The following is a 21917-nucleotide window of genomic DNA, read 5'->3' as shown; positions in this document are numbered from 1 at the left end:
ATTCGAACATCAGTCGTCGCCCCCGTCGCTGCGCTTCCCCCTCGCCACGATGGTCAGCACCCCGTCCGGCAGCGGCCGCTGAAGCGCCGCCGCCTCCACCCACGGCGCGCGCAGCCAGACGTCCATCTCTTCGGGCTCGGTCAGGATGACGGGCATGGCTTTCGGATGGATCGGGCGCACGACGTCGTTCGGCTCGGTCGTCAGGAACCCGTAGAGGTCGGCATTCACCTCGCCCTCCTTCACCTTCCTCGTCGACGTCCAGTTGCACCAGATGCCGGCGAAGACGGCGAGGGGACGGTCCTCGTCGAGGGCGAACCAGGCCGGCACTTTCTTGCCGTCGACGGTGTCGTATTCCGAGAAGCTGGTCAGTGGCACGAGGCATCGGTGTTCCGGCCCGAGCCAGCGGCGCCAGTGCGGCGACTTGGTGTTCCGGATGTTGGTGACGCCGGGATCAGTCTTGCGGTCCTTCAGCGCGAAGGCGGGCGATGGCATGCCCCACCGCGCCATCGTCAGCTCGCGTTCGCCGTCGACGTTGCGCACGATGGGCGCCATCGTGTCCGGGAACACGCCGGGCAGAGACGGCAGGTTGCCCGTGCGGTCATGCATGGCGCGGGTGAAATGGAGGATGGCCGACTGGCCCTTGGTGATCGAGTAGAGGTTGCAGATGGGAGCGATCCCTTCGTTCGCGACGACGCGGCTTCTCGAGCGGGGTAAAATCGACGACGGCGCTACTCCGGCGGCGAGTCGGCTTCCTTCTTTGTGATCGCCAACCGTTTCGCGCCATTGCGACGTCCTAAATCGACAGAGGTTTTCGGCGTGGGAAGTGTTGCGGTCAGCCCGGGCGTGTCCGCCTTTCCGTTGATCTGCGCGAGGCCCGTGGATAACGCTTCAGGCGTGGTGCCCGTCACCCCAGCGATCTGCCCGACGTAGGCGTTCATTATCGCCTGCTTGACCACCGGGTCCTTGATTTTCTCGATGTTCCGAACGGTGTCGATCGCCCCGGCGTGTCGCTTGCGGTGGATCTCGTTCTCCCTCTCCTCGACATCGAGCTGCTTCAGCTTGGTGTCGGCTTTTAAGCGATCGAGAAAAGCCATACGACCTTCTGCGAACGTTAGGGCAAGACCATACCGAGCTACCGAGTAGGCCTTCTTCGATTTGGTCAGCAACGTGAGCCACATCGAGCCTGGCGTCAGCGTGCCGATGTAGAGACGTTCTTGCGGAGCCAAGCAGGTCTCTTCGATATCGGCGTCCGGCTCCTCCTCAAGGACCCGAGCCAACTCCACTGTGCGGCGCGCGTCGACCATGTAGGCGATCGCGTATGCCTGTCGCAGCGAGCGGATGCGGCGTTCGACATCGGCGGCGGAAACTGGCTCATCCCCATCCGCGATCTGAAGTCGGAGGGGAGGATTGTCGTCCTTGTTCAACGTCGAGAACATCGTGATTTGAATGTCGCCGTCGGCGGTCGCTTCGAAGCGCACGTTGACGTTCTCAGAAGTGCCGAACTCAAAAAAGTTGTCGCCCGTCGCGGCTGACCGGATCGCGCTGCTCCTGACGATGTCAAGGAACGCCTCGAACGGCACTCCCACTGCAACCTTGCCGATGGGGTCTGAAATGACAAAGCGTGTCACTGTAAATCCTTCTGCTCATACAGTCGTTGCACCGACCATATGCTGACCGAGCCGCCAGTGCGACCGCAATGTAGGATCTACGCTGCCCTGCGCACGGGGAGTCCCGCGAAACCCAAGCTCCGCTCGATCCTGTCGCAATGAGCCTTGTCGATCTCCACGAGCGTCGCGTCGATGCCGAGATCCAGCGCAGCGAACCCGGTCGTCCCGGACCCGGCGAACGGGTCGACGACGCTAGCGACGTTGAAGGACCCGAGGATGTCCGTCCACGCCGTCAGGTTCTTCGCCATCCCGTGCTCGCGGTTGCGGTTGCGCGGGCTGCGCAGGACCGTCGGCCAGAACCCCTTGCCGTCGAACGTGTCGCTCCGCTCCCGGCGTCGGCGGTCGAAGCGCGATTTTGCCCCGTTGCGGGTCATGTAGACCCCGGTCTGGTGGGTGTAGTGCGGCATGTGCCGGGCCTTCGAGTCCTTCGGGACGACCGCGTCCAACACGAAGTCGAAGGACAGTCGCCAGTCCGAGGCTGCCGCGAACTCCATGAGCTGTCGCATCGACGTGACGAGCACCAGGTGGTCGGACCGAATGCCGCCGAGGATCCGCGCGAGCTCGGCGCCGGGGAGGTCGTACGGCGGGTCCGTCATGATGAGGTCAGCGTCCCCGCGAAAGTCGGCGGCGTTGCCGTTGATCAGCGTGACCGCAGCCATCTCGACATCTCCTTCTCGCATTTGGCCGTCCGGCCGGCCGCGATGTCAGCAACGGCGAAGCGGTCGATCCACCAGTCGATGTCGTCGGCCTCCGAACGGAGGAACTCGTTCACGGCGGTGAAGCCGTGTTTCGGAGCGACGCTCTCCGCGAACCAGATCGCCAGCTTGCCCGCCGCCGCCGAGAGAGCGCCGCGCCCGGCGAGGGTGTCGGGAACGATGATCTCGCTCGCCTCTCGCCATTCCTTCTCGACCCGGACGCGCTCGCGCTCGACGAGCTGCATGTCGAGGTGACGGACGTCGGTGACGGGGGCGACTCCACCCCGACGCTTCCAGAGCGGGTTCGCCTCGCCGCATTCGGGGCAGCGCGATAGCCATCCCTTGTACGAAGCCGCGCATTCCGCGCAGGCGACGAGGTTGCTCTTTCCGGAACGCGGCGGGTCCTCAAGCGACCACGCGATGTGCTCGTCGGGCATGCCATGCGTCAGCACGTTGCCGACGTGGTCGATGATGATCGCGCGCGCCTTGCCCGGCTCGGGTCGCAAGGCGCGGCCAACCCACTGCCGGAAGTTCGCGAGGCTGGCGGTCTTGCGCAGCATGATCAGCGCCTCGATCGCGGGAACGTCGACGCCTTCGCCGAGCATGTCGACGTGGCAGATGACGTTCACGGCTTTCGAGCGGAACAGGTCGAACACGCGGGCGACCTCGGCGGGCGACATCTGCGAGGAGATCGCGGCGGCGGAGTGCCCCGCGTCGCGGAACATCTTCGCCGTTATCTGAGCAATCCCGATGCCGACGCAGAACACGATGGCTTGCTTGCCGTCGGCGAGGCGGCGGTAGTGCCGGACTGCGTCTCCCGCGAACGTCCACGCCGCGCCGTCGAACGCGCCGAGCTGGGATTGCGGCGTGTAGTCCCCGTCGGCGCCGACGACGAGGGCGTCCTCGTTGAAGTCGGCCGGAGCCGGGACCGAGTAGCATGCGAAGTCGGAAAGATAGCCCCACGAGATCAGCTTGCGCACGCTGTCGGCGCGCAGCTCCTCTGCCTGCATCAGTTCATCGAAGACGCCGCCGCGGCCGCGCGCGAGAGACGCGCCGTCGGCACGGCACGGCGTCGCGGTGAACCCGACAAACCTTGCGTTCGGCAGGACCTCCTGGACGCGGCCCCACTTGTTCGAGTCGAGCATGTGGTGCGCCTCGTCGACGAGCACCGTCCACGGCTTTGACCTGTCGAGGCGCAGCGTGCAGCGTCGGTGCATCGACAGAAGTCGGTCGACAGACGAGACGACCTTGTTCGCTCTCGTTCCCGTGAGCATTTCCTGCCCGACGGCCCTCCGGTGCTCGAGGAGGCAGAGTCGGCGGGTGTGGTCCGAGCATACCGTCGTGTGGCGCACGCCATGCCGCGCCAGCGTGGACGACATCTGCCGGATGAGAATGTTCCGGTGTGCCAACGCAACGACGTACTGTTCTCGCTTCGCGACGTCGGCGAGGATCGCGGTCTTCCCGGCGCCCGTGTCGGCCTGCACAAGCACGTTCGAACGGACCGACCGGACCCGCTCGCTCAGTTCGGACTGATACGGGCGCAGCTTCACAGGAGACCTGCCGTCTTCCCAGCGGCGAGCGCCGTCCGGTTCTCGATCCAGAACTTCGATGTCTGCGCGGCGGCAGCCGACAGAAGCTTGGCGCCGACCTCTTCCGTCACCCTGCCGAGGCACTCCTTGCGGATCTTCTCGGCCCACTCTTTCTGCTTCGGAGTACCCTTGAGGGCTTTGCCGCCAAGCGCGGAAGCCGCCTTCCGGGTCTCCTTGGCGTTCACGGCGGCGCGCTCGACGCGCTGCGCCGATGCCTCTTCCGCAGTCGCGGGAAGGGCGTCGCGGCCCGCGTCGTTGAGCTTCGCGAACTCCTCTTCCGGCATCCCGTAGGCGCGCTGCTGAGGCTTGCCGTCCCTCGCTGCGAACTCCTTGCCCGTGCCCGTGACAACCCAGCGCTGCGTTCCGAAACGTGGATGCTCCCAAATCACGATGTCGCCTGCGATGTACGTGGCAACGTCCGCATCCAGGTGTTTCTTGTCGTATGCCGTCCCCGACAAGGTGATCTCGAACTCGGCGGGAGTGGAACGCAGACGACGCGCAGCGAGTGCGGCGGCGGCGATCTCATCGGCGACCCGCTTGGCCTCGGCCTCAGCCTCGATGGCTCGCTGTGCCGCCATCCCGACGCGCCCGTAGGCGACCTGATCCCGGCTCTCCACGGTCGTGACCATGAGAAGCTTGACCGGGGTGCCGCGAACCAACTCCGCCGTGACGTTCAGCGATATCCCATCGACCTCGGTCGAGTGCACGCCAGCGAACTTGGGGTTGCCCGGGTGCTCGGCGGCGAAGCTTTCCGCCCTCAGTTCGATATCGTCTCCGAAGAGACCAACCAGAACCGCCTTGAGTGCATTCATCGAAACCATCTTCATCTCTCCATCCCGGCGGACCGCGCTATGCGATCCGGCATACAAAAATGGTGAGGCGCCGGCGCGCTGGCGTCAAATCGCCGGCGAAGAAGATGAGGTTTGCCACAAGCGTATGCGACGCCGCATGATTGTGAACTGACCAAGGGGAGCCGCCATGAACGCCGACCGCTACCAAAATCTCCGCCGTCGTCTCCGCCTCACGAAGCCCGAGATCGCCGTCGCCACCGGATACAGCCTGGGCTACGTCAACCGCTGGGGTCACTCGGGCGAGAGCGCGCTTCAGCCCCCAGCCGCCGCCATCGACAGGCTGGCGGCGCTCCTCCGCGAACGGGCGTTGCGCGACCTCGCCGACACAGATCGGGCCGGCTGATGGTCGGCCCCGCGCCCATCGACGAGGCCCGGCTGCATTCGCTCGGCCTCATCGCCTACGTGCCGCCAGATGGATCGGAAGTCACTGTCAGGCTGGCCGGGAAGCACCCGCTCTACGTCGCCATGAGCGCCGCACGGGTCGTTGACGGCTGGATCCCGGCGACCCGCCGCGACCCACCGAAAACCGGGCGGGACGCCCGGCTGCCGTTTGTCGGCAACGCCATTGGCAAGCAGGTCATCGACGACGATCCCGAGGCGCTTGTTGCCATGGGCGTGGTGGTCCACCCAACATGCGTCGACGCGCTCGGCGGCTGGGACGACCTCACGGACTTCGCGGCGATGATGCGTGACGGGTTCGATGCCCTAGCGCGGGACGAGGCCGAACGAGGCTGGTAGTAACCTAGGGCTTCGAGCGCTTGGCCTGCTCCGCGACACTTACATGCGCCGCGCGGTGCCTCTCGTTGGCCTCCCGCCATCCGGCGTCCCATGCCTTCCTGAGGTCCGGGTGCTCCGGTCGCGCAGTCGCGTCGTCGTCGGACAGGTCGGCGGCGACATCGTACGCCCCACTGCCATCGTCATGTGCTTGATCGAGATTTTCGGAATTGACCGTTGGCCATTCGCCGGCCTCGAGTGTCTTCGCTTGGGGCGGGTCAACGAGAGGCGGCGCCTCGGCATACCGAGCGACCCAGCCGCGCAAGACGGCGTCGATGCGGCGCTCCTCGATCACGAGGCCGTCCTCGAACTCGGCCACCTGCGAGCGAAGGAACACGATGTGCGCACGCATCCGGGCGATGGCAATGGACGGCAGCTTCAGAAGGGCAGGGCCGACCCATGGCGGGATGGGCTTCTCACCTGACGCCCAGCGGCGGATCAGGTTGCGGTCCAGCTTCCCGCTGGAGGGCATGCTCCCCTTGCCCTTCGGCCGAAAGCGAACCAGGTCCTCGGCGATCTCGCGCTTCCAGCGCTCCTCCGTGCCGTAGATCTCCAGCCCGAGGCGCACGAAGTCCGCAGCCTCGATGCTCCGGTTCGGCCATGTCGCCCGCAGGACGAGGGCGGTGGCCTCATCGATGACACCAAGAGCATCACGATGGGCGGGAGCCACGGACTTCGGCGCGGGAGCGGTACGCGGCGGTCTTGCAGGAGTCTCTGTCATACGGAGACTCCTCCCATCCGCCGCGCATCTGCGCAAGCGCCTCGTCAGCGCCTGCCGCCGCTCGTCGCCAGCGCACGGGCGATCTGGCGATCGAGTTCGTAGCCGAACTCGCGCTGCGTGACGAACTTGCGGTAGCTCCGCTTCACGGTTTCCTCGAACCGGAACTGTTTCCTGTACCGGGACGTCTCCTGCACTTTCAGCAGCAGGGTCGGGCTGCCATCGCGCCCTCGCGGCCGACGCCAGTACCCCTTGGTGCCATGGATCTCCCCAAAGAAAATCCCGCCTGTCTTGCCGTAGCGCTTGCCCGTGGCGCGAGCAGCCTTCCGCGCGGCCTTCTCCGCCTTGTTCGTCGCCGCCAGCTTCCGCGACGCCCCGCGCGGGACGCCACCGTAGCGGTCCGGCCGGATCGCGTATGTGAAGAGGTCGTGACGGCCGGACCCGCCGTCCTCGCCCGTGCGTCGGACGCCGCCGACGATCTGACGATAAAGGTAAGAGGCGGTTGGCTCCTTGATGCTGACCGACATCGTCGCGGCCCCGGCGTCGCCGACGCGGGCCTTCCGGACGACAAAGGCTTGGAGCGTCATCGGCTTAGGGCGGTCGAAGACCTCGACCGCGTGCTCGGCGAGGGCGACCTTCGCTTCGCGGGCCGCCCGGTTCATGACGGCGGCGGCGGCGCGGGGCAGCGCCTTGCGCGCGATCGCGTTCATGTCGCGGGAGAACGCCGCGTAGTCGATCGACAGGCCGAAGCCGAGGCCGGGGGTGGTGGGCATGTGGGGACACCGTGAACGGAGGAGTCTCCGTCAGAGTGAGACTCCTCGTGCAAGATGCTAGGCTGCGGCCACCATGACGCCGACCCACGCCGCCTTGCACGCGACGTGCAGCGCCTGATCCGTAATGTAGGAGATCCGGCCCCTGCACTTCAGGTCGTCGATCACCGCGTGGGCCACGAACTCGGCGAGGCCCAGCGCGAGGCTGCCCGTCACGATCCCGACGGCGCCGGCGTGGATTGCCGCATGCGCGCCGAGGGCCTGATACCAGGGCACGCCGACGACCGGGGAGACGCGGTTCTTCGCTCGGGACAGGAAGTCGCCTTGGAGCGGGTAGTCCGCGACGGCATGCGCGGCGACGAGGAGCGCGAAGACCTCAAGCACGGCCGGCACCGTTCGACCGCGACGTCTTCCAGCCGTCCCGTGCCGCGCGCCAGTCCGACCCGGCGGCGACCGCTTGCTCGAGCCGCCATTTATGCTTCTCCTCAACGTTCATCTCGCCGCCGATGACGCGGTTGTGGCGGCGCAGCGCTGCGAGGGACGCCTGCACCATCTCCTTTGTGGGCTTCGTCGGGACGACGTGCAGCCCCTGCCACTCGAGGCAGCCCATCAGCTTGTTGGCGAGGTCGGACGCCTGTTCGAGATCGAGCGTCGGGCCGAACGCGGCGACGGCGCCGGCAACCGAGTTCACGATCGCGCGCCAGTGCGCCTCCGGGGTACGGGCGTGGCCGTAGTGGACCGGGCGGTTGATGACCTCGGGGTCGTGGCTCGGGAAAGCGCGGTCAGCGTAGAACATCATGTCGCCGCCTTCCGGCATGGGGTGAGGGGTTTGTCCTCGGACAGCTCCCACCAGTTCTCGCCGCAACGTCGGCAGAACCACTGGTCGACGGCGCCGGCGTAGTCGACGCGCCATTCGTGCGTGCCGCGCGGAACGCCGGGCGTGATCTCGAAGGGGCGGCCATGCATGTCGGCGACGGGGAGGATCATCAGACCGCCCTCGGCGCGACGATCCCGCGGACCGCCAGCACCTGATCCGCGAGCAGCATGGTCGCCGACATCGCGTCGGCGAGGCTGCGCTCGTGCGCGTCGGCCAGCTCGGCGAGGGCCTCGGCGCGCTTGCGCCAGACGTCGGCGGCGCGGCCGGGGTCGGAATAGGAGAGGTCGGCGGCGATGGCGCGGTTGGCCTTTACGTGTTTGCCGGCCGCCCCGGGGCAACCCTTGCGGATGCAGCGCAGGCTGTCAGAGTCGCCGTGGGTCGACCAGTGGCAACCGGGCGCCGCGCAATGGCTGACGCGGACATTCGTGTCGGCCTCGCGTCGCAGGGCGTCACCGATCTTCTTGGACAGCTCGGGGGTCATAGCTCCCAGTCCTCCCATTCGGCGACGACGGGCTGCACGACGATGTCGCCGCGCGCCGTCGCCCACGAGTCCCCGTTGTCGAGAAAGTGCTGGCCGTAGTCGTCCTTGAAGAACAGCTCGCCGTCGTGGACGAGCGGGCCGGGCGGGCATTCGCCGAGCGGGCAGGTCCAGCCGGCCGGGTTGAGGACGAGGCGCTTCACGACGTCGGCTCCAGCTTCTGGACGCGGGGACGGATCACCTCGCGCCACGCATGACGCATCGGCTCGGCCTTGCGACGGCCGGGATGCAACACAGCCGCCTGCTCGTAGAATTGACCCGCTTCCTGCGCGATGTCGTGAGGAAGCTCGTCCGGGAAAGCGGCGCATGCCTCAATCCGGTTCTTCAGGCGCATGATCGTCCCGAGGTGCTCGGAGATCATGGCGTCGCGGCAAGTCAGCTCGCGCGTGAGCTGGGCGACGGCAAGCTTCGCACCCTCCACCTCATGGGCGGCAACGAGGTCCGCCGCCTCCCGCTGCTCGATGTACGCCACGATGAGGCAGTCGTCGTCGTAGTCTACCCGCGTCGGGATCCCGAACCGGGGCCGGACGTCGTCCTCGAGGCGCTCGCCGTCGCGCCGGAACGCGCCGGCAATGAGGCGGGATGAGGCGTCGCGGGCCTCGGCGTGGGATATCGTGCGGGTGGTCGTTGGTGTCCGCGTCATGACCGTTCCTTCGTCAGAAGCTTGAGAACCGCGCGGGCCGCGACCCAGGCAGTGCAGTCGCGCGGCATGTCCTTGAGGGCCATGTCGCTGCGGTCCTCGCGGTCGCGGGTCGCAAGCCAGATGGCGTTCGCGATTGTGCCGACGTCCGGCAAGACCGGGTCGGCAGCCGTCACGACGTGATCCCACATGTCGGGGTCCCACTTGCCGCCACGGCCGTCACCGAACGTGCCGCGAACCGGATCGTCAGCGAGGCCAATCCACTCGCCGGGTTCGATGACGACGATGGTCATGGCGACACCTGCTTCGCCAGCGCCGACGCGCCGAACCCTCCGACCCACGCCAGCCACAGCGTCTCCCGTGAATGTCGGGTCGTCAGGAACTCGCCGTCCATCAGTTCCTTGCGGAAGACGTGCAGCTCGCCTGCGGCAATGGGCATCCCCGACCAGTGGTCTCGGTGCTCTTTCCGGCCACGCACGACCTTCGACGACAGCACGCGGACATCGCCGTCGTCGCCCTCGAACGGCTCGACGGACAAAAGCTCGTCGGCCGTCAGCAGGGCCGCGCGGCGCCGGATCTCGTCGAGGAGGCCGGGGATGTAGGCGCCCTCCTCGGCGGCTTCGGCAAGGTCGCCGTCGTCGAGGTCTGCTGGCACGCCGGGATCAGTGATGATGGACGGCAAGATGTCTGCTGTCGCCCAGGTGTGGACAAACACGCCGGTGGCGATCTCGAACGGCTGCCCGTCCCGCGACGCGGAGGCCTCGCGCATGGCCTCGGCCTGCGCCGGGGTGATCGCTGCGAAGAACTCGAAGTTCAGCGCGGCGACGATCTCGGTGTACTGGGCGGGGATCATCGAGCCGCTCCGAAGTCCAGCGCCTCAAGGACGTCCTGCGGCGTGCGGTCCCGCGACGCCAGCCGCCGCCCGAGGTTCTCGCTCGCCGCCCGGCGCTGCGTCTCGTCGTCGACGAGGATGGGGTAGACCGGCAGAGATGTCGGCGCCGGTACGGGCGGGATGCCGAAGCGCGCGGCGTAGGCAGCCGCTCGGCGGATGGTCGACGGGGCGGGCATCAGGCTGCCGCCTTCGCGACAAGGGCGTCGATGTTGAGCTCCGGCTCGACCTGACCGCCGTCGTCAATCGGGGTGTCTCCAACACCGCACAACCGAAAAATAAAATCGCGGTCCTCGGCACCTTGCGCCAACTCCGCAAGGATCTCCGTGATCCGCATCAGCGAACCGTCCTTGAGGATGGCCGCGCCGTCTCCGCAAAGGCCCTCGGTGTATTCTGTGACCTCGCACTTCACGGGCCTAATCTGGCTCGACCGCTTCGGGTCGTAGAAACGGCGAGGCATGCCGCTCAACGACATCACGTTGACGTAGTCACAGGCGGCGGTATTGCCCTTCTCCGTCGGTGCGGCTGCCGCAACGAGAGCATCGATGTCCAGCTCCGGCTCGACCTGACCGCCGTCGTTCTTGTCGCGGGCTGCGACGGCCTCGCGGCGGGCGGCGAGAAGGTCGTCCGGCAAAGACTCGTCGCCGGCGAAGGACGCGATGGCCTCGGCCTTCTCGGCCTCGAGGGCGCTGTATACGGCGCTGTTGAAGATCGACGATTTGACCTTCCCCACGATGAGGCCGTCGATGTCGAGTTCCGGCTCCACCGGACCGCCGCCGTTGGGTGCGCTGTCGGACATGTCCGATGCCGTCTCGCCTGCGCCGGAAGCCAGGCTCCAGAAAGCACTGGCGGGCAACGCGGCATCGATCTCGTCGTAGACCTCCTGCGTCGCGCGGAACTTCACGAGTCCCGACTTCAGGAAAAGACCGAACGGTTTGGGGAACTGATTCTCGATGGCCGCGAGACGCTCAGCGGCGCGCTCGCCCTTGCGCTTGGCGGCGAGGAGGTCGGCGTACTCGCTGTTCGGGATCCGGATTGTGTCGCCCGTCAGCTCGGCGGCCTTGCACTCGGCGATGACCGCCTCGGCGAAGGCCTTGCGGCGCTTCAGCTCTGCGACCGATGGCACCACCACGGAGCCCTCGGGCGATGTCGCGAACGCGGATTCCGCATCGGCGCGTGACATGAAGCCAGCGAGCGGACCTGCGACGACGGCGCCCTCTCGCAGCCCCTCGTCCATCTCGTTGAGGGCATCCTGGCGCACGATCAGCTCGCGAAGGTGGCCCGATGCCTGCGCGACCATCTCCTCGACGATGTCTTCGAGGCCGACGACGGTATCGATGTCGCAGCGCGAAATCGTGAATTCGGTGTCGCCCGAAACGACGGTGACCGTCACGCCTTCGTCGTTGACCTCGATGCCCTGAAGCCCAATCTTGATTTCATTCCCCATCTTCGCTCTCCCCGTTCCCCTCCCTCGCCAGCTCGCCCCGGGGTGTCCGGTCGGGCACGACGCCGACCGGACGGGGGAGCGCCGGGCGGGGAAGGAGCACCACACCCGGCACCTGAAATGCTGGGTGCCGGCGGAGCGCGAGGCAAACCGCCGGCGGTGCGGATCGGCCAAATGCGTTGACCGGGCTAGGCGGTGCCTTCGGAATATTTTTCGCGCGCGAGGAAGGCGTCGAGCATGCCGCCGGCGGGGCGATACATGCCGACCGGGTCCTTTAGCATGATGTCGCTCTCGTAGGCGTAGCCGCCGAGCCGGGCCATTGCCCACTCGTCCGTTCCGACCTCGGCAACGGCCTTCTCCACGCCATGCGCGAGTTCGAGATAGGCCTGATGCAGCACTGCGACCGCCAGCCTGACATCGGCCGGGGAGACGTCCTCTCCCGCCTCGATCCGGCGGATGGTCTGGTCGACGGTGCGCATGCGGTTGGTCCTCAGTGCAGGACGCGGAGATCCCGCGCCATCGTGGGTTCCTCGTCATCATCCTCGAACATCAGGTCACGGAAGTCGGCGAGGCTGTCCGGATGGATCTTGACCGAGCGTACCTCGCCGGCGGAACGGGCGACGCCTTCCATCTCGGCGAGGGCCGCGCGGAGGCGACGCTCGCCGCCCGTGCGCAGCGCGTGCTCGCGGAGGAGGGCGGCCAAGAGAGCGATCGAGACTGCGACGGCGGGGCCGGCCGTGAAGAGGGCGGCCGCCGACGTCGCGAGAACGGCGGCGCCGATGAGGCGGCGGGTCATCGCTCGGCCGCCAGCTCGCGCACGCGGTCGGACAGCTCCTCGATCGCCTGCTGCTGCTCCTCGATGATCCCCTGCATCGCCACGATGGTGCTGTAGAACGACCCGCCGATGAGCACCTCTTGGTCCGTGCCGTTCTTCAGCGGCTCGGTCGTCTGCACGCCGCCCGGCGAGCCGGGCTCCGTGGGCACCAGGATCGACCGGATGTCGGAGATCATGCCGTAGATCGACGTCAGGCCGCTGCCGTTCTGCGCGCCGTACTTCAGCGCATCGATGATCTGCACCCCGGTCGCCCCGCCGAAGATCGCGGTGTAGAGCGAAAGCGGCGACGTGCCCTGCTTGAAAACGGTCTCGCGATTGGCGAGGTTCGTGCCGTCGCCGATTTCGACGAACGCGCCGAAGAGCATCTCGAACAGGATTCGATCGAGACCGCCTCCGCCGCCGGCGCCGCCCTTGTCGCGCCAGAGGACGGCGAGCTTGGCCGCGTCGGCGGTGCGCGAGGTCGGCATCTCGAATGTCACGGATCAGCCCTCCCGCGTCTGCTGGACGCGGAGCATGCGATCGCGCCGGCGCGCGGCGAACCCGGGGCGCGGAGCCTCGACGACGAGCACGCTGCCGTTGCGCAGCGCCGCGGCGAGGTCGGCATCGAGGCGGGCTTGCTCCGAGCGGTCGGCGGCGGCGGCGATTTGGCGGTCGGAGCGGGTGTCCATGGTCATGCCTCCTGCGGCGCGGGTACGGCAGTGCAGGACCCCAATGCCTGCCCGCCGCCGGCCGGCCGGAATGCGCTGGCGATCGCGCGGGCGGCCGACTGGCAGGACTCGTCCGATACGAATCCCGCGACGACTACGCCGATGCAGGGCGGCGCGGACCCCGTTGCCGGGGGCGTAGGGCATACTGCGAGGGCGAGGGTGTAGAGAGCGGGGATGAACATGGGCGAGCCTCCTAGGATGACACCTAGGAGGCTCGCCGGCGGCGCAAGATTCCATACACCGCGTGAGCTGGATGGCGATCGCCGGAAGAACGGAGTCATGGCGGTGTATGGCCACTTTAGGATTCCGGCTGCGTCACGCGCGGGATGCCGGCGACGGGCGGCTGCTCCCAATACCTCTGTTCGATATCTGCCTTGCGACGCTTGGACTTCGCCGCCGGCGGTAGCACGTAGAAAGTCAGCCGCTTGATCGACTCCTCGCGGTCATATCCGGCGCGCAGGAGCGCCTTTTTCGCCGTGTTCATTAGCCGCTGGTAGGCCTCGGCCTCTGGGCATGTCGGGTTCCTCCGGACGGCCGCCGCCATCTTCCGGACCGCAGTTGCCAAGGATTGCACGATGACCCTCGTCTCCGGCGCGCCGCGCGAGTGTTCCGCCCCCTCCGTCGTCGGAGTTGCCTTGGCCTTCAGGCGCTCACGATAGCGGCGCATCTGCTCAGCATGCCGCACGTTGATCATTCGCTTGTTTGCCATAGCCTTTCGCCCCCTATGCCCCGTCACCTCGTGATGATGTCGGACGGTGCTGCAAGGGACGATCAGCCCTTCGTCGACAGACTCTCGACGGTCAGCACGCGAGGCCGCAGCGTACCCACCCGACACCTGGCACGGACCGTAGACGCGACCGCTGGCCGCCCGGGGAAGGCCAGCGAGACGGCGCGCTGGAGGGCGTCCGCGCCGGGGCCGCCAGTTGCGAGCAGCAAGATAGCCGCGTCGGCGAGAGCGGTGCGGATCGCCTCGTCCAAGGCCTCGGGACGGCCGGCCTGCTTGGCGGCCCGAGCGCGCTCCCTCTGCCGCCGCTTTGCCTCCCGCATGTAGGCCGCACGGTCCTCCGGAGACCGCTCTCGCACGGTCTTTGGCTTCTTCGCCGTCGCCGCGGCGACGGCCTTGTAGACAGCCGCCAGGGCCTCGGTCTGCTTGTCGTTCGAATGCGTGTTTGACATGTCAATCATCTCCTTCGCCTACGATGATGGGTCGCCGGCGCGCCATACGCAAGAACGATGTTTGACATGTCAAACACGAAAAACTTTTGCCCCAAACAGGGTTTCGGGCTTCGTGGGAGGCCCTCTGTCGGACGGTCGGCAGAAGATCTGTCGGGATCCCTCCGGGGCCACGGGCCATGGGTTTCCCCTCGCGGAGCGGGAGGCCTCCTCGCGGCAGCGTCGACAACGGACGAACGGGATATCCACCAGCACGTCCTCAAGAGACGACCGAGCGGAGCATGGCGCGATGTGGGAGGGGCGGGGCGGGGCGGTCATCACACGCTCCGCGAAGATCCGCGAAGCGGGCCGGCTGAAGTCGAGGCCGCTCGCGCGAGTGGAGTCGGCGAACTGGCTCGGGATCCACACTGCGCTAGCCGCTGACTCCGCTCGCGCGAGTCCGGATTCCCAACAGCGCGAGCAGGAGACGACCGAGCGCGCGAGCGGAGTTATCTTCCATCTTGAGTCTTGTCCTCTCGGGACGTGAAAGCCCCTGCGGAGCAAGGGTTTTCCCTCATCTCTCCGTCACGGTTTTACCGAGCACGATTTCTTTTCGTCACGCTTTTACCAGCATAGAGAGCCTGACGTTGAAACCCACCTTCGGCATCCGCCGGCGGAGCCTGGAGATCGCACGCGCTAGCTGGAGTCATCTTCCATCTTGAGTCTTCGACCCGAGCTTTCCCGAAACCCTTGCGCCAAAAGGGCTTGGCGCGTTCTCTCAGTCATGGAATGTTGATTTCCACCCGGAACTGACCCGGGTTTTCCATCGAGAATTGACCCGGCTCTGAGTTATGCTGAGTGGGTCATGTGTGGGTCAAGGCATGTGCGCTTTCCTTCCTCTTGCGGGTGGCGGCGTCGGTGCTGGCTCTGAAGCGGAAGCTGTCATTTCCAGTCTCCAGGATGTGGCAACGATGTGTGAGGCGATCGAGCAGCGCGGTGGTCATCTTGGCATCGCCGAAGACGGTGGCCCATTCGCTGAAGCTCAGATTGGTCGTGATGACGACGCTGGTGCGCTCGTAGAGCTTGCTCAGCAGGTGGAAGAGCAGCGCACCGCCTGAGGCACTGAATGGCAGGTATCCAAGCTCGTCCAGGATCACGAGATCGAGACGGACGAGGGTCTCGGCCAGTTGGCCGGCTTTGCCCTTGGCTTTCTCCTGTTCGAGCATGTTGACGAGTTCGATGGTCGAGAAGAACCGAACTTTCCGGCGATAATGCTCGACGGCCTGAACGCCAAGGGCGGTCGCGACATGGGTTTTGCCCGTGCCCGGCCCGCCGATCAGCACGACATTCTCCATTCCTTCGATGAACTCGCAGCGATGGAGCTGGCGCACCGTGGCCTCGTTGATCTCGCTGGCTGAGAAGTCGAAGCCCGCCAGATCCTTGTAGGCCGGGAAGCGTGCTGCCTTCATGTGATAGGCGATCGAGCGCACCTCGCGTTCCGCCATCTCGGCCTTGAGGAGCTGCGTCAGGATCGGCACGGCGGCTTCGAAGGCAGGCGCGCCTTGCTCAATCAGGTCGGTGACGGCCTGGGCCATGCCATACATCTTGAGGCTGCGCAGCATGATGACGACGGCGCCGCTGGCGGGATCATGACGCATGGCGGCCTCCACTCCTGCGGGCGCGCAAATCGTCGTAGCGCTCGACATTGGCCTTGGGCTCTCGGCGCAGCAGCAGCGTTTGCGGCGTGTCGATGGCCGGGCCGTCGATCGTCTTTCCGTCGATCAGACGGTGCAGGATGTTGAGCACGTGGGTCTTGGTGGCGACCCCCTCTGACAGTGCCAGCTCCACTGCGGCCAGCACCGCCTGCTCATCATGGTGCAGGACCAGGGCAAGGATATCGACCATCTCGCGATCGCCACCGGGCCGTCGCAACATCTGATCCTGCAATCGCCGGAAGCCTGACGGCAGTTCAGCGAAAGGAGCACCGTTGCGCAGCGCGCCGGGCTTGCGCTGGATCACCGCCAGATAATGATGCCAGTCGTAGATCGTTCGCGGCGGCAGATGATGCGATCGCTCGATCCGCCGTTCATGCTCGCACAAGATTTGCCCCTCGGCCGCAATGACCAGACGATCCGGGTAGACACGGAGGCTGACGGGCCTGTTCGCAAAAGAAGCCGGCACGCTGTAGCGGTTGCGTTCGAAGCTGATCAGGCAAGTAGGCGAGACGCGCTTGCTCTGCTCGACGAACCCGTCGAAGGCAGGCGGTAGCGACATCAAGGTGGGCTGCTCTTCGGCCCAGACATCGGCGACGGTCCCGGCAAGACGGCCATGTGGGATCTCCCGCCAGAGCTCCAGACAACGCTGCTCGAGCCAGGCATTCAGCGTGGCGAGATCGGGAAAGTTCGGCATCGGCTGCCACAGACGCGGCCGCGCATCCTGCACGTTCTTCTCGACTTGCCCTTTCTCCCAACCAGAGGCCGGATTGCAGAACTCCGGCTTGAAGACATAGTGGTTTGTCATGGCGAGGAAACGCAGGTTGATCTGGCGTTCCTTGCCGCGTCCGACGCGGTCTACCGCCGTTCTCATGTTGTCGTAGATGCCGCGCTCAGGCACGCCGCCGAAGACGCGGAAGGCGTGCCAATGAGCGTCAAACAGCATCTCGTGGGTCTGGAGCAGATAGGCACGGACGAGGAACACTCGGCTGTGCGCCAGCTTGATATGCGCGACCTGAAGCCTGGTGCGGTCGCCGCCGATCACCGCATGGTCCTCGCTCCAGTCGAACTGGAAGGCTTCGCCGGGGCGGAAAGACAGGGGAACGAAGATGCCGCGCCCTGTCGTTTGCTGCTCGCGCTGCCGCTCCGCAAGCCATTCGCGGGCGAACGCGGCCACACGGTTGTAGGAACCGGTGAACCCGAGAGCGACGAGATCTGCATGCAAGTGCGTCAAAGGCCGGCGCTGCTTACGTGACTTTGATGCTTCGGCCTTCAGCCAGGCTGCAAGCTTGTCGGAGAACGGGTCGAGCTTGCTCGGCCGCTCCGGCACCGAGAACTTCGGCTCGATCGTGCCGGCCTTCAGATACTTCTTGATGGTGTTCCGCGAGAGCCCGGTCCGCCTGGCTATCTCTCGGATCGGTAGCTTCTCTCGCAAAGCCAAGCGGCGGATGACGTTCAAAAGTCCCATGTAGATCACTCCATTGTCCCCTCGCTCGCCGCGCTCGGGGAAAGGTCACATGGGTCAAATCTCAGTGGAAATCAGGCGCTGTCCCGGGTCAGTTCCGGGTGGAAATCAACAGAGGACTCCAAGAAGGAGGGCGCGCCGTGAAGATCTGGATCATCTCCGACCTGCACCTCGGACGTCACGAGGACGACATCGACCTCGACATCCCCGACGCGGACGTCTGCGTCTGCGCCGGGGATGTCTATCAGCCGCTGCTCGGATCCCTGCGGCTGCTCGGCACCCGCGTGGCCCGTCGCATGCCCGTCGTCTTCGTCGCCGGCAACCACGAGTTCTACGGCGACGAGTTCGTCCGCGCCCGTGCACTGGCGAAGGCGACCCCGGTTCCAGGCGTGCATCTTCTCGATGACGACACCGTCACGATCGACGGCGTGCGCTTCGTCGGCGCGACGCTCTGGACGGACTACGCGCTGTATGCCGGCGGCCTGTCGGCGAAGGCAGCGGACGTCGAGATCGCGAATGCCATGGAGGTGGCCGGGCGACTGATCAACGACCACTCTCGTATCCGTGTCGGCAGCGACGGGGCGGCGCGCTGGTGGACACCGTCGGACGCTCGGCGGGTGCACCAGCGGTCGAGGGCGTACATCGAGGGCGAACTCGCGCTACCGTTCGACGGAGCGACGGTCGTGGTGACGCACCACGCGCCGCACGCGGGAAGCATCGCGCCGCAGTACCGCGAGAGCGTGCTGAACCCGGCGTTCGCGTCCGACCTGTCATCGACGATCGAGACTGGGCGCCCGGCGTTGTGGGTCCACGGACACGTACACAGCGCGTGCGACTATCGCGTCGGCGACACGCGGGTGATCTGCAATCCGTGCGGCTACCGGCACGAATACAGCGGCTGGGATCCGCGGCTCGTAGTCGAGGTCGGAACGTGAGCGGCAGCGCGCGCAAGCCGCGCGGCGTCGAGGCGGCGATCCTGGCGCTCGACTGCCCGGAGGCCCGCGCCCGGCTGCTCGTCAAGCTGGAGCGTTGTCGCGAGACGGCGCGCCGCGGGATCGAGGCGGTGCACGAGCGTCGGCGGGACGAATGGGTCCCCGTCGGCGACGTCGCGAAGCGCATTCGCGAGACGGTCGAGCAGGCGCGTGATCAGCCCTCCATGTCGGTCGCCGAGGCCATCGCCGTGTTCGAGGCCTTCGACAGCACGAAGCACTAGCCGGCCGCGTCGAGCAGTCTCTCCGCCTGCATGCAGCCCTCTTTCACGACGCGGTCCCACTCGGTGAGCATGGCCGACTTCGCAGGCAGGGCGGGGTCTTGGTCGTAGACGGTCTCGTCGAGGCCGTATCGTCCCTCGTCAGCGCGCGTGATCATGGGCACGGCGCCCGAGTCGAGGCCGAGAGCCTTGGTTCGCGGCAGCATGTGCGTGACGAACGCGCGACGCAGATCGTGGGTCGCAACCCATGGGGCCGAAGAGAGCGGCCCGCCCGGTGCCCGGAGGGTCAGCAGGACGTCGGAGAGCGTCCGCTCGGCGATGTGGCTGCCGCCTGCGTCGCCGCTCCTGCGAAGGCGCTGTTGCGGCAGAAGCCAAAGATCCGTGGAGCGCCCGGCCGCAAGCGCGCCTTCGACCGCCGACGCGGCGAGGTCGGGCAACGGCAGCACGCGATATTTCCCGCTCTTGTCGGGGCCGACCTTCCAGATCATGCCGTACTCGGGATGGGACGCGAACGAGCGCCGCCGGGCGCGGGCAACGGTCATGCGGCGTTGCCCCGTCATGAGCTGTAGCATCACGCCGAGGCGAGCGGGATGGTTGTCGATCTTGTCGAGGCCCGTGACGAGCATGCCGAGTTCGAGCAGCGTAAGAGCGCGCTTGTCCTCTGTCTCCTCGGGGTCGACGGCGTAAGGGCTGATCGAGGCCGTAGGCGCCCGCTTCAGTTCCGTCGCCGGGTTCGTCGTCAGGCCCGTCACCTCAGTGTTCTCCACCGCCCAGCCGAACGCCGCCTTCAGCGACGCGACAGTGAGGCGTGCCTGGTCTTGGTTCGAGACCTGCTTCCCGTCGATCTTGCCGCGCTCGAGAACCGCGTTCCGGACGAGCCGAAGGTCATGCGTCGTGATGAGCGTGAGCGGCCGACCTGCGATTGCCTTGAAGTCCGCCTCCAGCGGCGATCCGGGGATGGCGCCTAGCGCGGAGCGGTAGCCTCGGTAGGTGTCCGGCGACCGATGGCCCTTGGCCCAAGCGAGGTAGGCATCGCGCATTGCCTCCCAACGCATCACCGAGCCGGAGGTCGCGGCAGCCTGCGCGGACGCGGCCTCGGTCGAACGATGGACGACGGCCGCCTTCAGCATTGTAGTCGGGTCGTTGCCCTCGGCGAGCATGCTCCGCGCACGGGTGACCAGATTGCGAAGCTCGGGGATGTCGGCGGTGGCGAAGGCATCGAGCCGGCCGATGACCATCTTCCGCTCGCGGGTGATGAAGTACCAGCTCGCTCCGCCCTTTTGGACGCGGATCGCAAGTCCCGCTGCGGACTTGTCGCGGAGCATGAGGTCGCCTCCCTCAGAGGCCACCTTGGTGGCCTTTCGGATCGAGTTTCCGTCGAGGGTTTCGGTTGGCATGCGGTGACCTATGGCGAGAGCGGCGGTGACCTAGCGGTTAGCACGGCCCGGCATTTAGGTCACCCCTAGGTCACGGCCAAATTAGTTTACAAGGCCAGTCATGCCGACACATAATGCATCAAGTGCCTGATATTACGGGGTTCTGTTAAGCGGTATCGCTCACCGCGCTCCCTACTTAATAGCCAACCCGCTATCTCTTAATCAGCGGGTCCACAGTTCGAACCTGTGCACACCCACCAAAACTCTCAAATAGCAGCGCTGATAGACAGGTAACGGAAACGGAATCTGTAAGAGGCTTCGGAGAGCCGTGTTCTCCTGCACCATCGCCGGCGTCTTCCTTCTCGAACCAGGTGATCAGCTTGGCGGAGGGAAGGACGACGACGCCTTTTGCAGACGCCTCTCTGCACTCAGGTGACGCAACCCCTGGCGGCTACCGGCCAGGGTTCATATCGTCCGTTCTCCATTTTCACTTGAACGACATCGACCATATTGGTGACGACGCAAGCGTGGTTCGGGACGATCGAAATGCGATCGCCGACTGAGAGGCCAATGGGTCCCTTGCTCACGAGGCGTCCGTGTTCCTCGGACAACTGGTCGATGATGATCTCCGGGTGTCCCAGCACTGTACCGTGGCCGCTGAGGCCGAGGAGATCCGAGGTCAAAATCTTTGAGCCCGCGTCAACGATCGCGCGGTCCGGTCCCGGAACGGATACCACGGTGGCCAGTACCGTCAGGGCGCAGTCTTCGAGCCCTGCCACGCCGCGCGCAACGAGCGAGCGATCGTTGTAGACGTAGGTGCCCGGTCGATACTCCGAGACGACGCCGTCCGTTTTGGCCTGCCAAATGTCAGGCGTGCCGCCCGACGTCACGATCTGCACCGCGAGGCCCGCCGCTTCGATGGATCCCTTCGCGCTCTTCAGGAAGACGTGGGCATCGGCGGCGCCGCCGGCCGGCGGGTAGGTCATCAGGCCGCCGAAGACGAGGCCGGGAAGCCGATCGATGGCCAGAGCGAGATCGCGCGCCGCCTCCGGGCTTGTGACGCCGCAGCGCCGAGCGCCGGTGTCGCATTCAACCAGGACGGTCAACGGCGCTGCGGCATCGGCGAAGGCTGCAGACAACCCTCCCGCAACCGCTTCGCTGTCGGCGACGACGGCGAGTTTTACCCGTTCCGCCAGCCGTTGGAGCCGCGCGAGCTTGGCCGTGCCGACGATATTGTAGGTGATGAGGATGTTGGTGATCGCGGGGTCGCCGTCGGCCATCGCCTCAGCCTCGCTCACCTTCTGGCAGGTGATGCCAACGGCTCCCGCCTCGATCTGCAGCCGCGCGAGGTGCGGTAGCTTGTGCGTCTTGATGTGTGGCCGCGCCTTCAGGCCGGCCGCATCCGCATGGTCCTGAAAGCGGCGAATGTTCCGCGCCGCGATTGCCAGGTCGACGAGGACCGCGGGTGTTTCGATGTCGTCTCGGGTCAGGATGGAGGCCATGGGGGGTCCCGTCGGTGAACTGGATTGACTTCAATTGCATCTTGATCATTATCAGGTCAATCCAGCAACATGGATATGTGTCCGTTATAGCGGACATGACTTTGGACCGAGGAGCACTGCATGTCGTTAATCCGCTATGGCGCCGGCGAGACCGGGGCCGGGAAACAGGGGCTACCCTTCGCCCGTGCCGTCGAGGCCGATGGATGGCTCTATGTTTCCGGCCAGGTCGCGATGGAAAAGGGCGAGATTGTCGCCGGCGGCATCGTCGCCCAAACGCGCAAGACGATGGAAAACCTGATCGCCATACTTCACGAGGCCGGCTACGGCCTTGAGGACGTGGTGCGTGTCGGCGTATGGCTCGACGATCCACGCGACTTCTGGAGCTTCAACGGGGTCTATGCCGAGTATTTCGGCGCGCATCCCCCGGCGCGGGCCTGCGTGCAGGCGTCGATGATGGTCGACTGCAAGGTCGAGATCGACTGCGTCGCCTTCCGGAAGAAGTGACG

General features: G+C 66.2%; 32 protein-coding genes. 5 read left to right on the top strand and 27 right to left on the bottom strand.

The features are described 5' to 3' along the window. Positions 1-9: 9 nt before the first annotated feature. From Sa4125_RS14965 to Sa4125_RS14945, 5 genes are all read right to left on the bottom strand, one after another. Entirely contained in the window at positions 10-666 is a 657-nt protein-coding gene (locus Sa4125_RS14965; RefSeq protein WP_224007838.1) for an SOS response-associated peptidase, read from the bottom strand. Positions 667-728: 62 nt separating this feature from the next. Then, on the bottom strand, positions 729-1628 hold the full coding sequence (locus tag Sa4125_RS14960; protein ID WP_223999032.1) for a hypothetical protein: 900 nt from the start codon (positions 1626-1628) through the stop codon (positions 729-731). 77 nt (positions 1629-1705) lie between these two features. Then, entirely contained in the window at positions 1706-2326 is a 621-nt protein-coding gene (locus Sa4125_RS14955) for a DNA methyltransferase (protein WP_223999030.1), read from the bottom strand. Next, on the bottom strand, positions 2308-3912 hold the full coding sequence (locus tag Sa4125_RS14950; protein WP_223999029.1) for a DEAD/DEAH box helicase family protein: 1605 nt from the start codon (positions 3910-3912) through the stop codon (positions 2308-2310). The genes Sa4125_RS14955 and Sa4125_RS14950 overlap by 19 nt, the downstream gene beginning before the upstream one ends. Further along, positions 3909-4778, bottom strand: coding sequence for a hypothetical protein (locus tag Sa4125_RS14945; RefSeq protein ID WP_223999028.1), 870 nt, complete (start codon positions 4776-4778; stop codon positions 3909-3911). Before Sa4125_RS14945 ends, Sa4125_RS14950 begins: the two co-directional genes overlap by 4 nt. Positions 4779-4929: 151 nt before the next feature. On the opposite strand from Sa4125_RS14945, the gene Sa4125_RS14940 reads away from it, so the two are divergent. Both Sa4125_RS14940 and Sa4125_RS14935 read left to right on the top strand, forming a co-directional pair. Beyond that, complete coding sequence (locus Sa4125_RS14940) at positions 4930-5145, top strand: hypothetical protein (protein ID WP_223999027.1); 216 nt, start codon at positions 4930-4932, stop codon at positions 5143-5145. Further along, entirely contained in the window at positions 5145-5540 is a 396-nt protein-coding gene (locus Sa4125_RS14935; protein ID WP_223999026.1) for a hypothetical protein, read from the top strand. Before Sa4125_RS14940 ends, Sa4125_RS14935 begins: the two co-directional genes overlap by 1 nt. Positions 5541-5544: 4 nt before the next feature. Here the strand turns inward: Sa4125_RS14935 and Sa4125_RS14930 are convergent, their stop codons facing one another. The 20 genes from Sa4125_RS14930 to istA all read right to left on the bottom strand — a co-directional run bounded on the left by Sa4125_RS14930 (position 5545) and on the right by istA (position 17326). Next, positions 5545-6144, bottom strand: coding sequence for a hypothetical protein (locus tag Sa4125_RS14930; protein ID WP_223999025.1), 600 nt, complete (start codon positions 6142-6144; stop codon positions 5545-5547). A 197-nt stretch (positions 6145-6341) separates the two neighbouring features. Beyond that, the gene (locus Sa4125_RS14925) at positions 6342-7004 is read right to left on the bottom strand and encodes a hypothetical protein (RefSeq protein ID WP_223999024.1); all 663 of its coding nucleotides are present in this window, start codon (positions 7002-7004) and stop codon (positions 6342-6344) included. Between the two features lie 120 nt (positions 7005-7124). Continuing rightward, the gene (locus Sa4125_RS14920; RefSeq protein WP_223999015.1) at positions 7125-7448 is read right to left on the bottom strand and encodes a DUF3307 domain-containing protein; all 324 of its coding nucleotides are present in this window, start codon (positions 7446-7448) and stop codon (positions 7125-7127) included. Further along, on the bottom strand, positions 7441-7863 hold the full coding sequence (locus Sa4125_RS14915) for a hypothetical protein (protein ID WP_223999013.1): 423 nt from the start codon (positions 7861-7863) through the stop codon (positions 7441-7443). Before Sa4125_RS14915 ends, Sa4125_RS14920 begins: the two co-directional genes overlap by 8 nt. Further along, entirely contained in the window at positions 7860-8051 is a 192-nt protein-coding gene (locus Sa4125_RS14910) for a hypothetical protein (RefSeq protein WP_223999011.1), read from the bottom strand. The genes Sa4125_RS14915 and Sa4125_RS14910 overlap by 4 nt, the downstream gene beginning before the upstream one ends. After that, positions 8051-8422, bottom strand: a complete 372-nt coding sequence (locus Sa4125_RS14905; RefSeq protein WP_223999009.1) for a hypothetical protein — start codon at positions 8420-8422, stop codon at positions 8051-8053. Before Sa4125_RS14905 ends, Sa4125_RS14910 begins: the two co-directional genes overlap by 1 nt. Next, the gene (locus tag Sa4125_RS14900) at positions 8419-8622 is read right to left on the bottom strand and encodes a hypothetical protein (RefSeq protein WP_223999007.1); all 204 of its coding nucleotides are present in this window, start codon (positions 8620-8622) and stop codon (positions 8419-8421) included. The genes Sa4125_RS14905 and Sa4125_RS14900 overlap by 4 nt, the downstream gene beginning before the upstream one ends. After that, positions 8619-9122 (bottom strand): hypothetical protein, encoded by a 504-nt coding sequence (locus Sa4125_RS14895; protein WP_223999005.1) that lies wholly within the window; start codon positions 9120-9122, stop codon positions 8619-8621. Before Sa4125_RS14895 ends, Sa4125_RS14900 begins: the two co-directional genes overlap by 4 nt. Further along, a complete protein-coding gene (locus Sa4125_RS14890; RefSeq protein ID WP_223999003.1) occupies positions 9119-9412 on the bottom strand; it encodes a hypothetical protein in 294 nt (97 codons plus the stop codon). Before Sa4125_RS14890 ends, Sa4125_RS14895 begins: the two co-directional genes overlap by 4 nt. Beyond that, on the bottom strand, positions 9409-9972 hold the full coding sequence (locus Sa4125_RS14885; RefSeq protein WP_223999001.1) for a hypothetical protein: 564 nt from the start codon (positions 9970-9972) through the stop codon (positions 9409-9411). Before Sa4125_RS14885 ends, Sa4125_RS14890 begins: the two co-directional genes overlap by 4 nt. Continuing rightward, positions 9969-10187, bottom strand: a complete 219-nt coding sequence (locus Sa4125_RS14880) for a hypothetical protein (RefSeq protein WP_223998999.1) — start codon at positions 10185-10187, stop codon at positions 9969-9971. The genes Sa4125_RS14885 and Sa4125_RS14880 overlap by 4 nt, the downstream gene beginning before the upstream one ends. After that, positions 10187-11455: a hypothetical protein gene (locus Sa4125_RS14875; RefSeq protein WP_223998997.1), complete on the bottom strand. Its 1269-nt coding sequence runs from the start codon at positions 11453-11455 to the stop codon at positions 10187-10189. Before Sa4125_RS14875 ends, Sa4125_RS14880 begins: the two co-directional genes overlap by 1 nt. Positions 11456-11640: 185 nt before the next feature. Beyond that, on the bottom strand, positions 11641-11931 hold the full coding sequence (locus Sa4125_RS14870; protein WP_223998994.1) for a hypothetical protein: 291 nt from the start codon (positions 11929-11931) through the stop codon (positions 11641-11643). Positions 11932-11942: 11 nt separating this feature from the next. Continuing rightward, positions 11943-12248, bottom strand: a complete 306-nt coding sequence (locus Sa4125_RS14865; protein ID WP_223998992.1) for a hypothetical protein — start codon at positions 12246-12248, stop codon at positions 11943-11945. Continuing rightward, the gene (locus Sa4125_RS14860) at positions 12245-12766 is read right to left on the bottom strand and encodes a hypothetical protein (protein WP_223998990.1); all 522 of its coding nucleotides are present in this window, start codon (positions 12764-12766) and stop codon (positions 12245-12247) included. The genes Sa4125_RS14865 and Sa4125_RS14860 overlap by 4 nt, the downstream gene beginning before the upstream one ends. 3 nt (positions 12767-12769) lie before the next feature. Then, positions 12770-12961, bottom strand: coding sequence for a hypothetical protein (locus Sa4125_RS14855; protein WP_223998988.1), 192 nt, complete (start codon positions 12959-12961; stop codon positions 12770-12772). Positions 12962-13292: 331 nt separating this feature from the next. Continuing rightward, on the bottom strand, positions 13293-13688 hold the full coding sequence (locus Sa4125_RS14850) for a hypothetical protein (protein ID WP_223998986.1): 396 nt from the start codon (positions 13686-13688) through the stop codon (positions 13293-13295). A gap of 77 nt (positions 13689-13765) precedes the next feature. After that, the gene (locus tag Sa4125_RS14845; protein WP_223998984.1) at positions 13766-14170 is read right to left on the bottom strand and encodes a hypothetical protein; all 405 of its coding nucleotides are present in this window, start codon (positions 14168-14170) and stop codon (positions 13766-13768) included. Positions 14171-15009: 839 nt separating this feature from the next. Further along, positions 15010-15804 carry an IS21-like element helper ATPase IstB gene (istB, locus tag Sa4125_RS14840; protein ID WP_223998982.1) on the bottom strand — a complete coding sequence of 265 codons (795 nt, stop codon included), beginning with the start codon at positions 15802-15804 and terminating at the stop codon, positions 15010-15012. After that, a complete protein-coding gene (gene istA / locus Sa4125_RS14835; protein WP_223998973.1) occupies positions 15794-17326 on the bottom strand; it encodes an IS21 family transposase in 1533 nt (510 codons plus the stop codon). Before istA ends, istB begins: the two co-directional genes overlap by 11 nt. A 137-nt stretch (positions 17327-17463) precedes the next feature. Here istA and Sa4125_RS14830 point away from each other — a divergent pair, with 137 nt between their 5' ends. Further along, positions 17464-18258, top strand: a complete 795-nt coding sequence (locus tag Sa4125_RS14830; RefSeq protein ID WP_223998971.1) for a metallophosphoesterase — start codon at positions 17464-17466, stop codon at positions 18256-18258. Then, positions 18255-18536: a hypothetical protein gene (locus Sa4125_RS14825; RefSeq protein WP_223998969.1), complete on the top strand. Its 282-nt coding sequence runs from the start codon at positions 18255-18257 to the stop codon at positions 18534-18536. The genes Sa4125_RS14830 and Sa4125_RS14825 overlap by 4 nt, the downstream gene beginning before the upstream one ends. Here Sa4125_RS14825 and Sa4125_RS14820 read toward each other — a convergent pair. Together Sa4125_RS14820 and Sa4125_RS14815 are read right to left on the bottom strand one after the other, a co-directional pair. Continuing rightward, on the bottom strand, positions 18533-19930 hold the full coding sequence (locus Sa4125_RS14820) for an integrase arm-type DNA-binding domain-containing protein (RefSeq protein ID WP_345944279.1): 1398 nt from the start codon (positions 19928-19930) through the stop codon (positions 18533-18535). The genes Sa4125_RS14825 and Sa4125_RS14820 overlap by 4 nt on opposite strands. A gap of 407 nt (positions 19931-20337) precedes the next feature. After that, positions 20338-21411 carry an alanine racemase gene (locus Sa4125_RS14815; RefSeq protein ID WP_223998965.1) on the bottom strand — a complete coding sequence of 358 codons (1074 nt, stop codon included), beginning with the start codon at positions 21409-21411 and terminating at the stop codon, positions 20338-20340. A 120-nt stretch (positions 21412-21531) separates the two neighbouring features. On the opposite strand from Sa4125_RS14815, the gene Sa4125_RS14810 reads away from it, so the two are divergent. Beyond that, positions 21532-21915, top strand: a complete 384-nt coding sequence (locus Sa4125_RS14810) for a RidA family protein (RefSeq protein ID WP_223998963.1) — start codon at positions 21532-21534, stop codon at positions 21913-21915. Positions 21916-21917: the final 2 nt, after the last annotated feature.

The organism is Aureimonas sp. SA4125 (assembly GCF_019973775.1).
Lineage (GTDB): Bacteria > Pseudomonadota > Alphaproteobacteria > Rhizobiales > Rhizobiaceae > Plantimonas.
The sequence above is the reverse complement of the archived record's forward strand: the minus strand, read 5'-3'. Positions and strand labels throughout refer to the sequence as shown.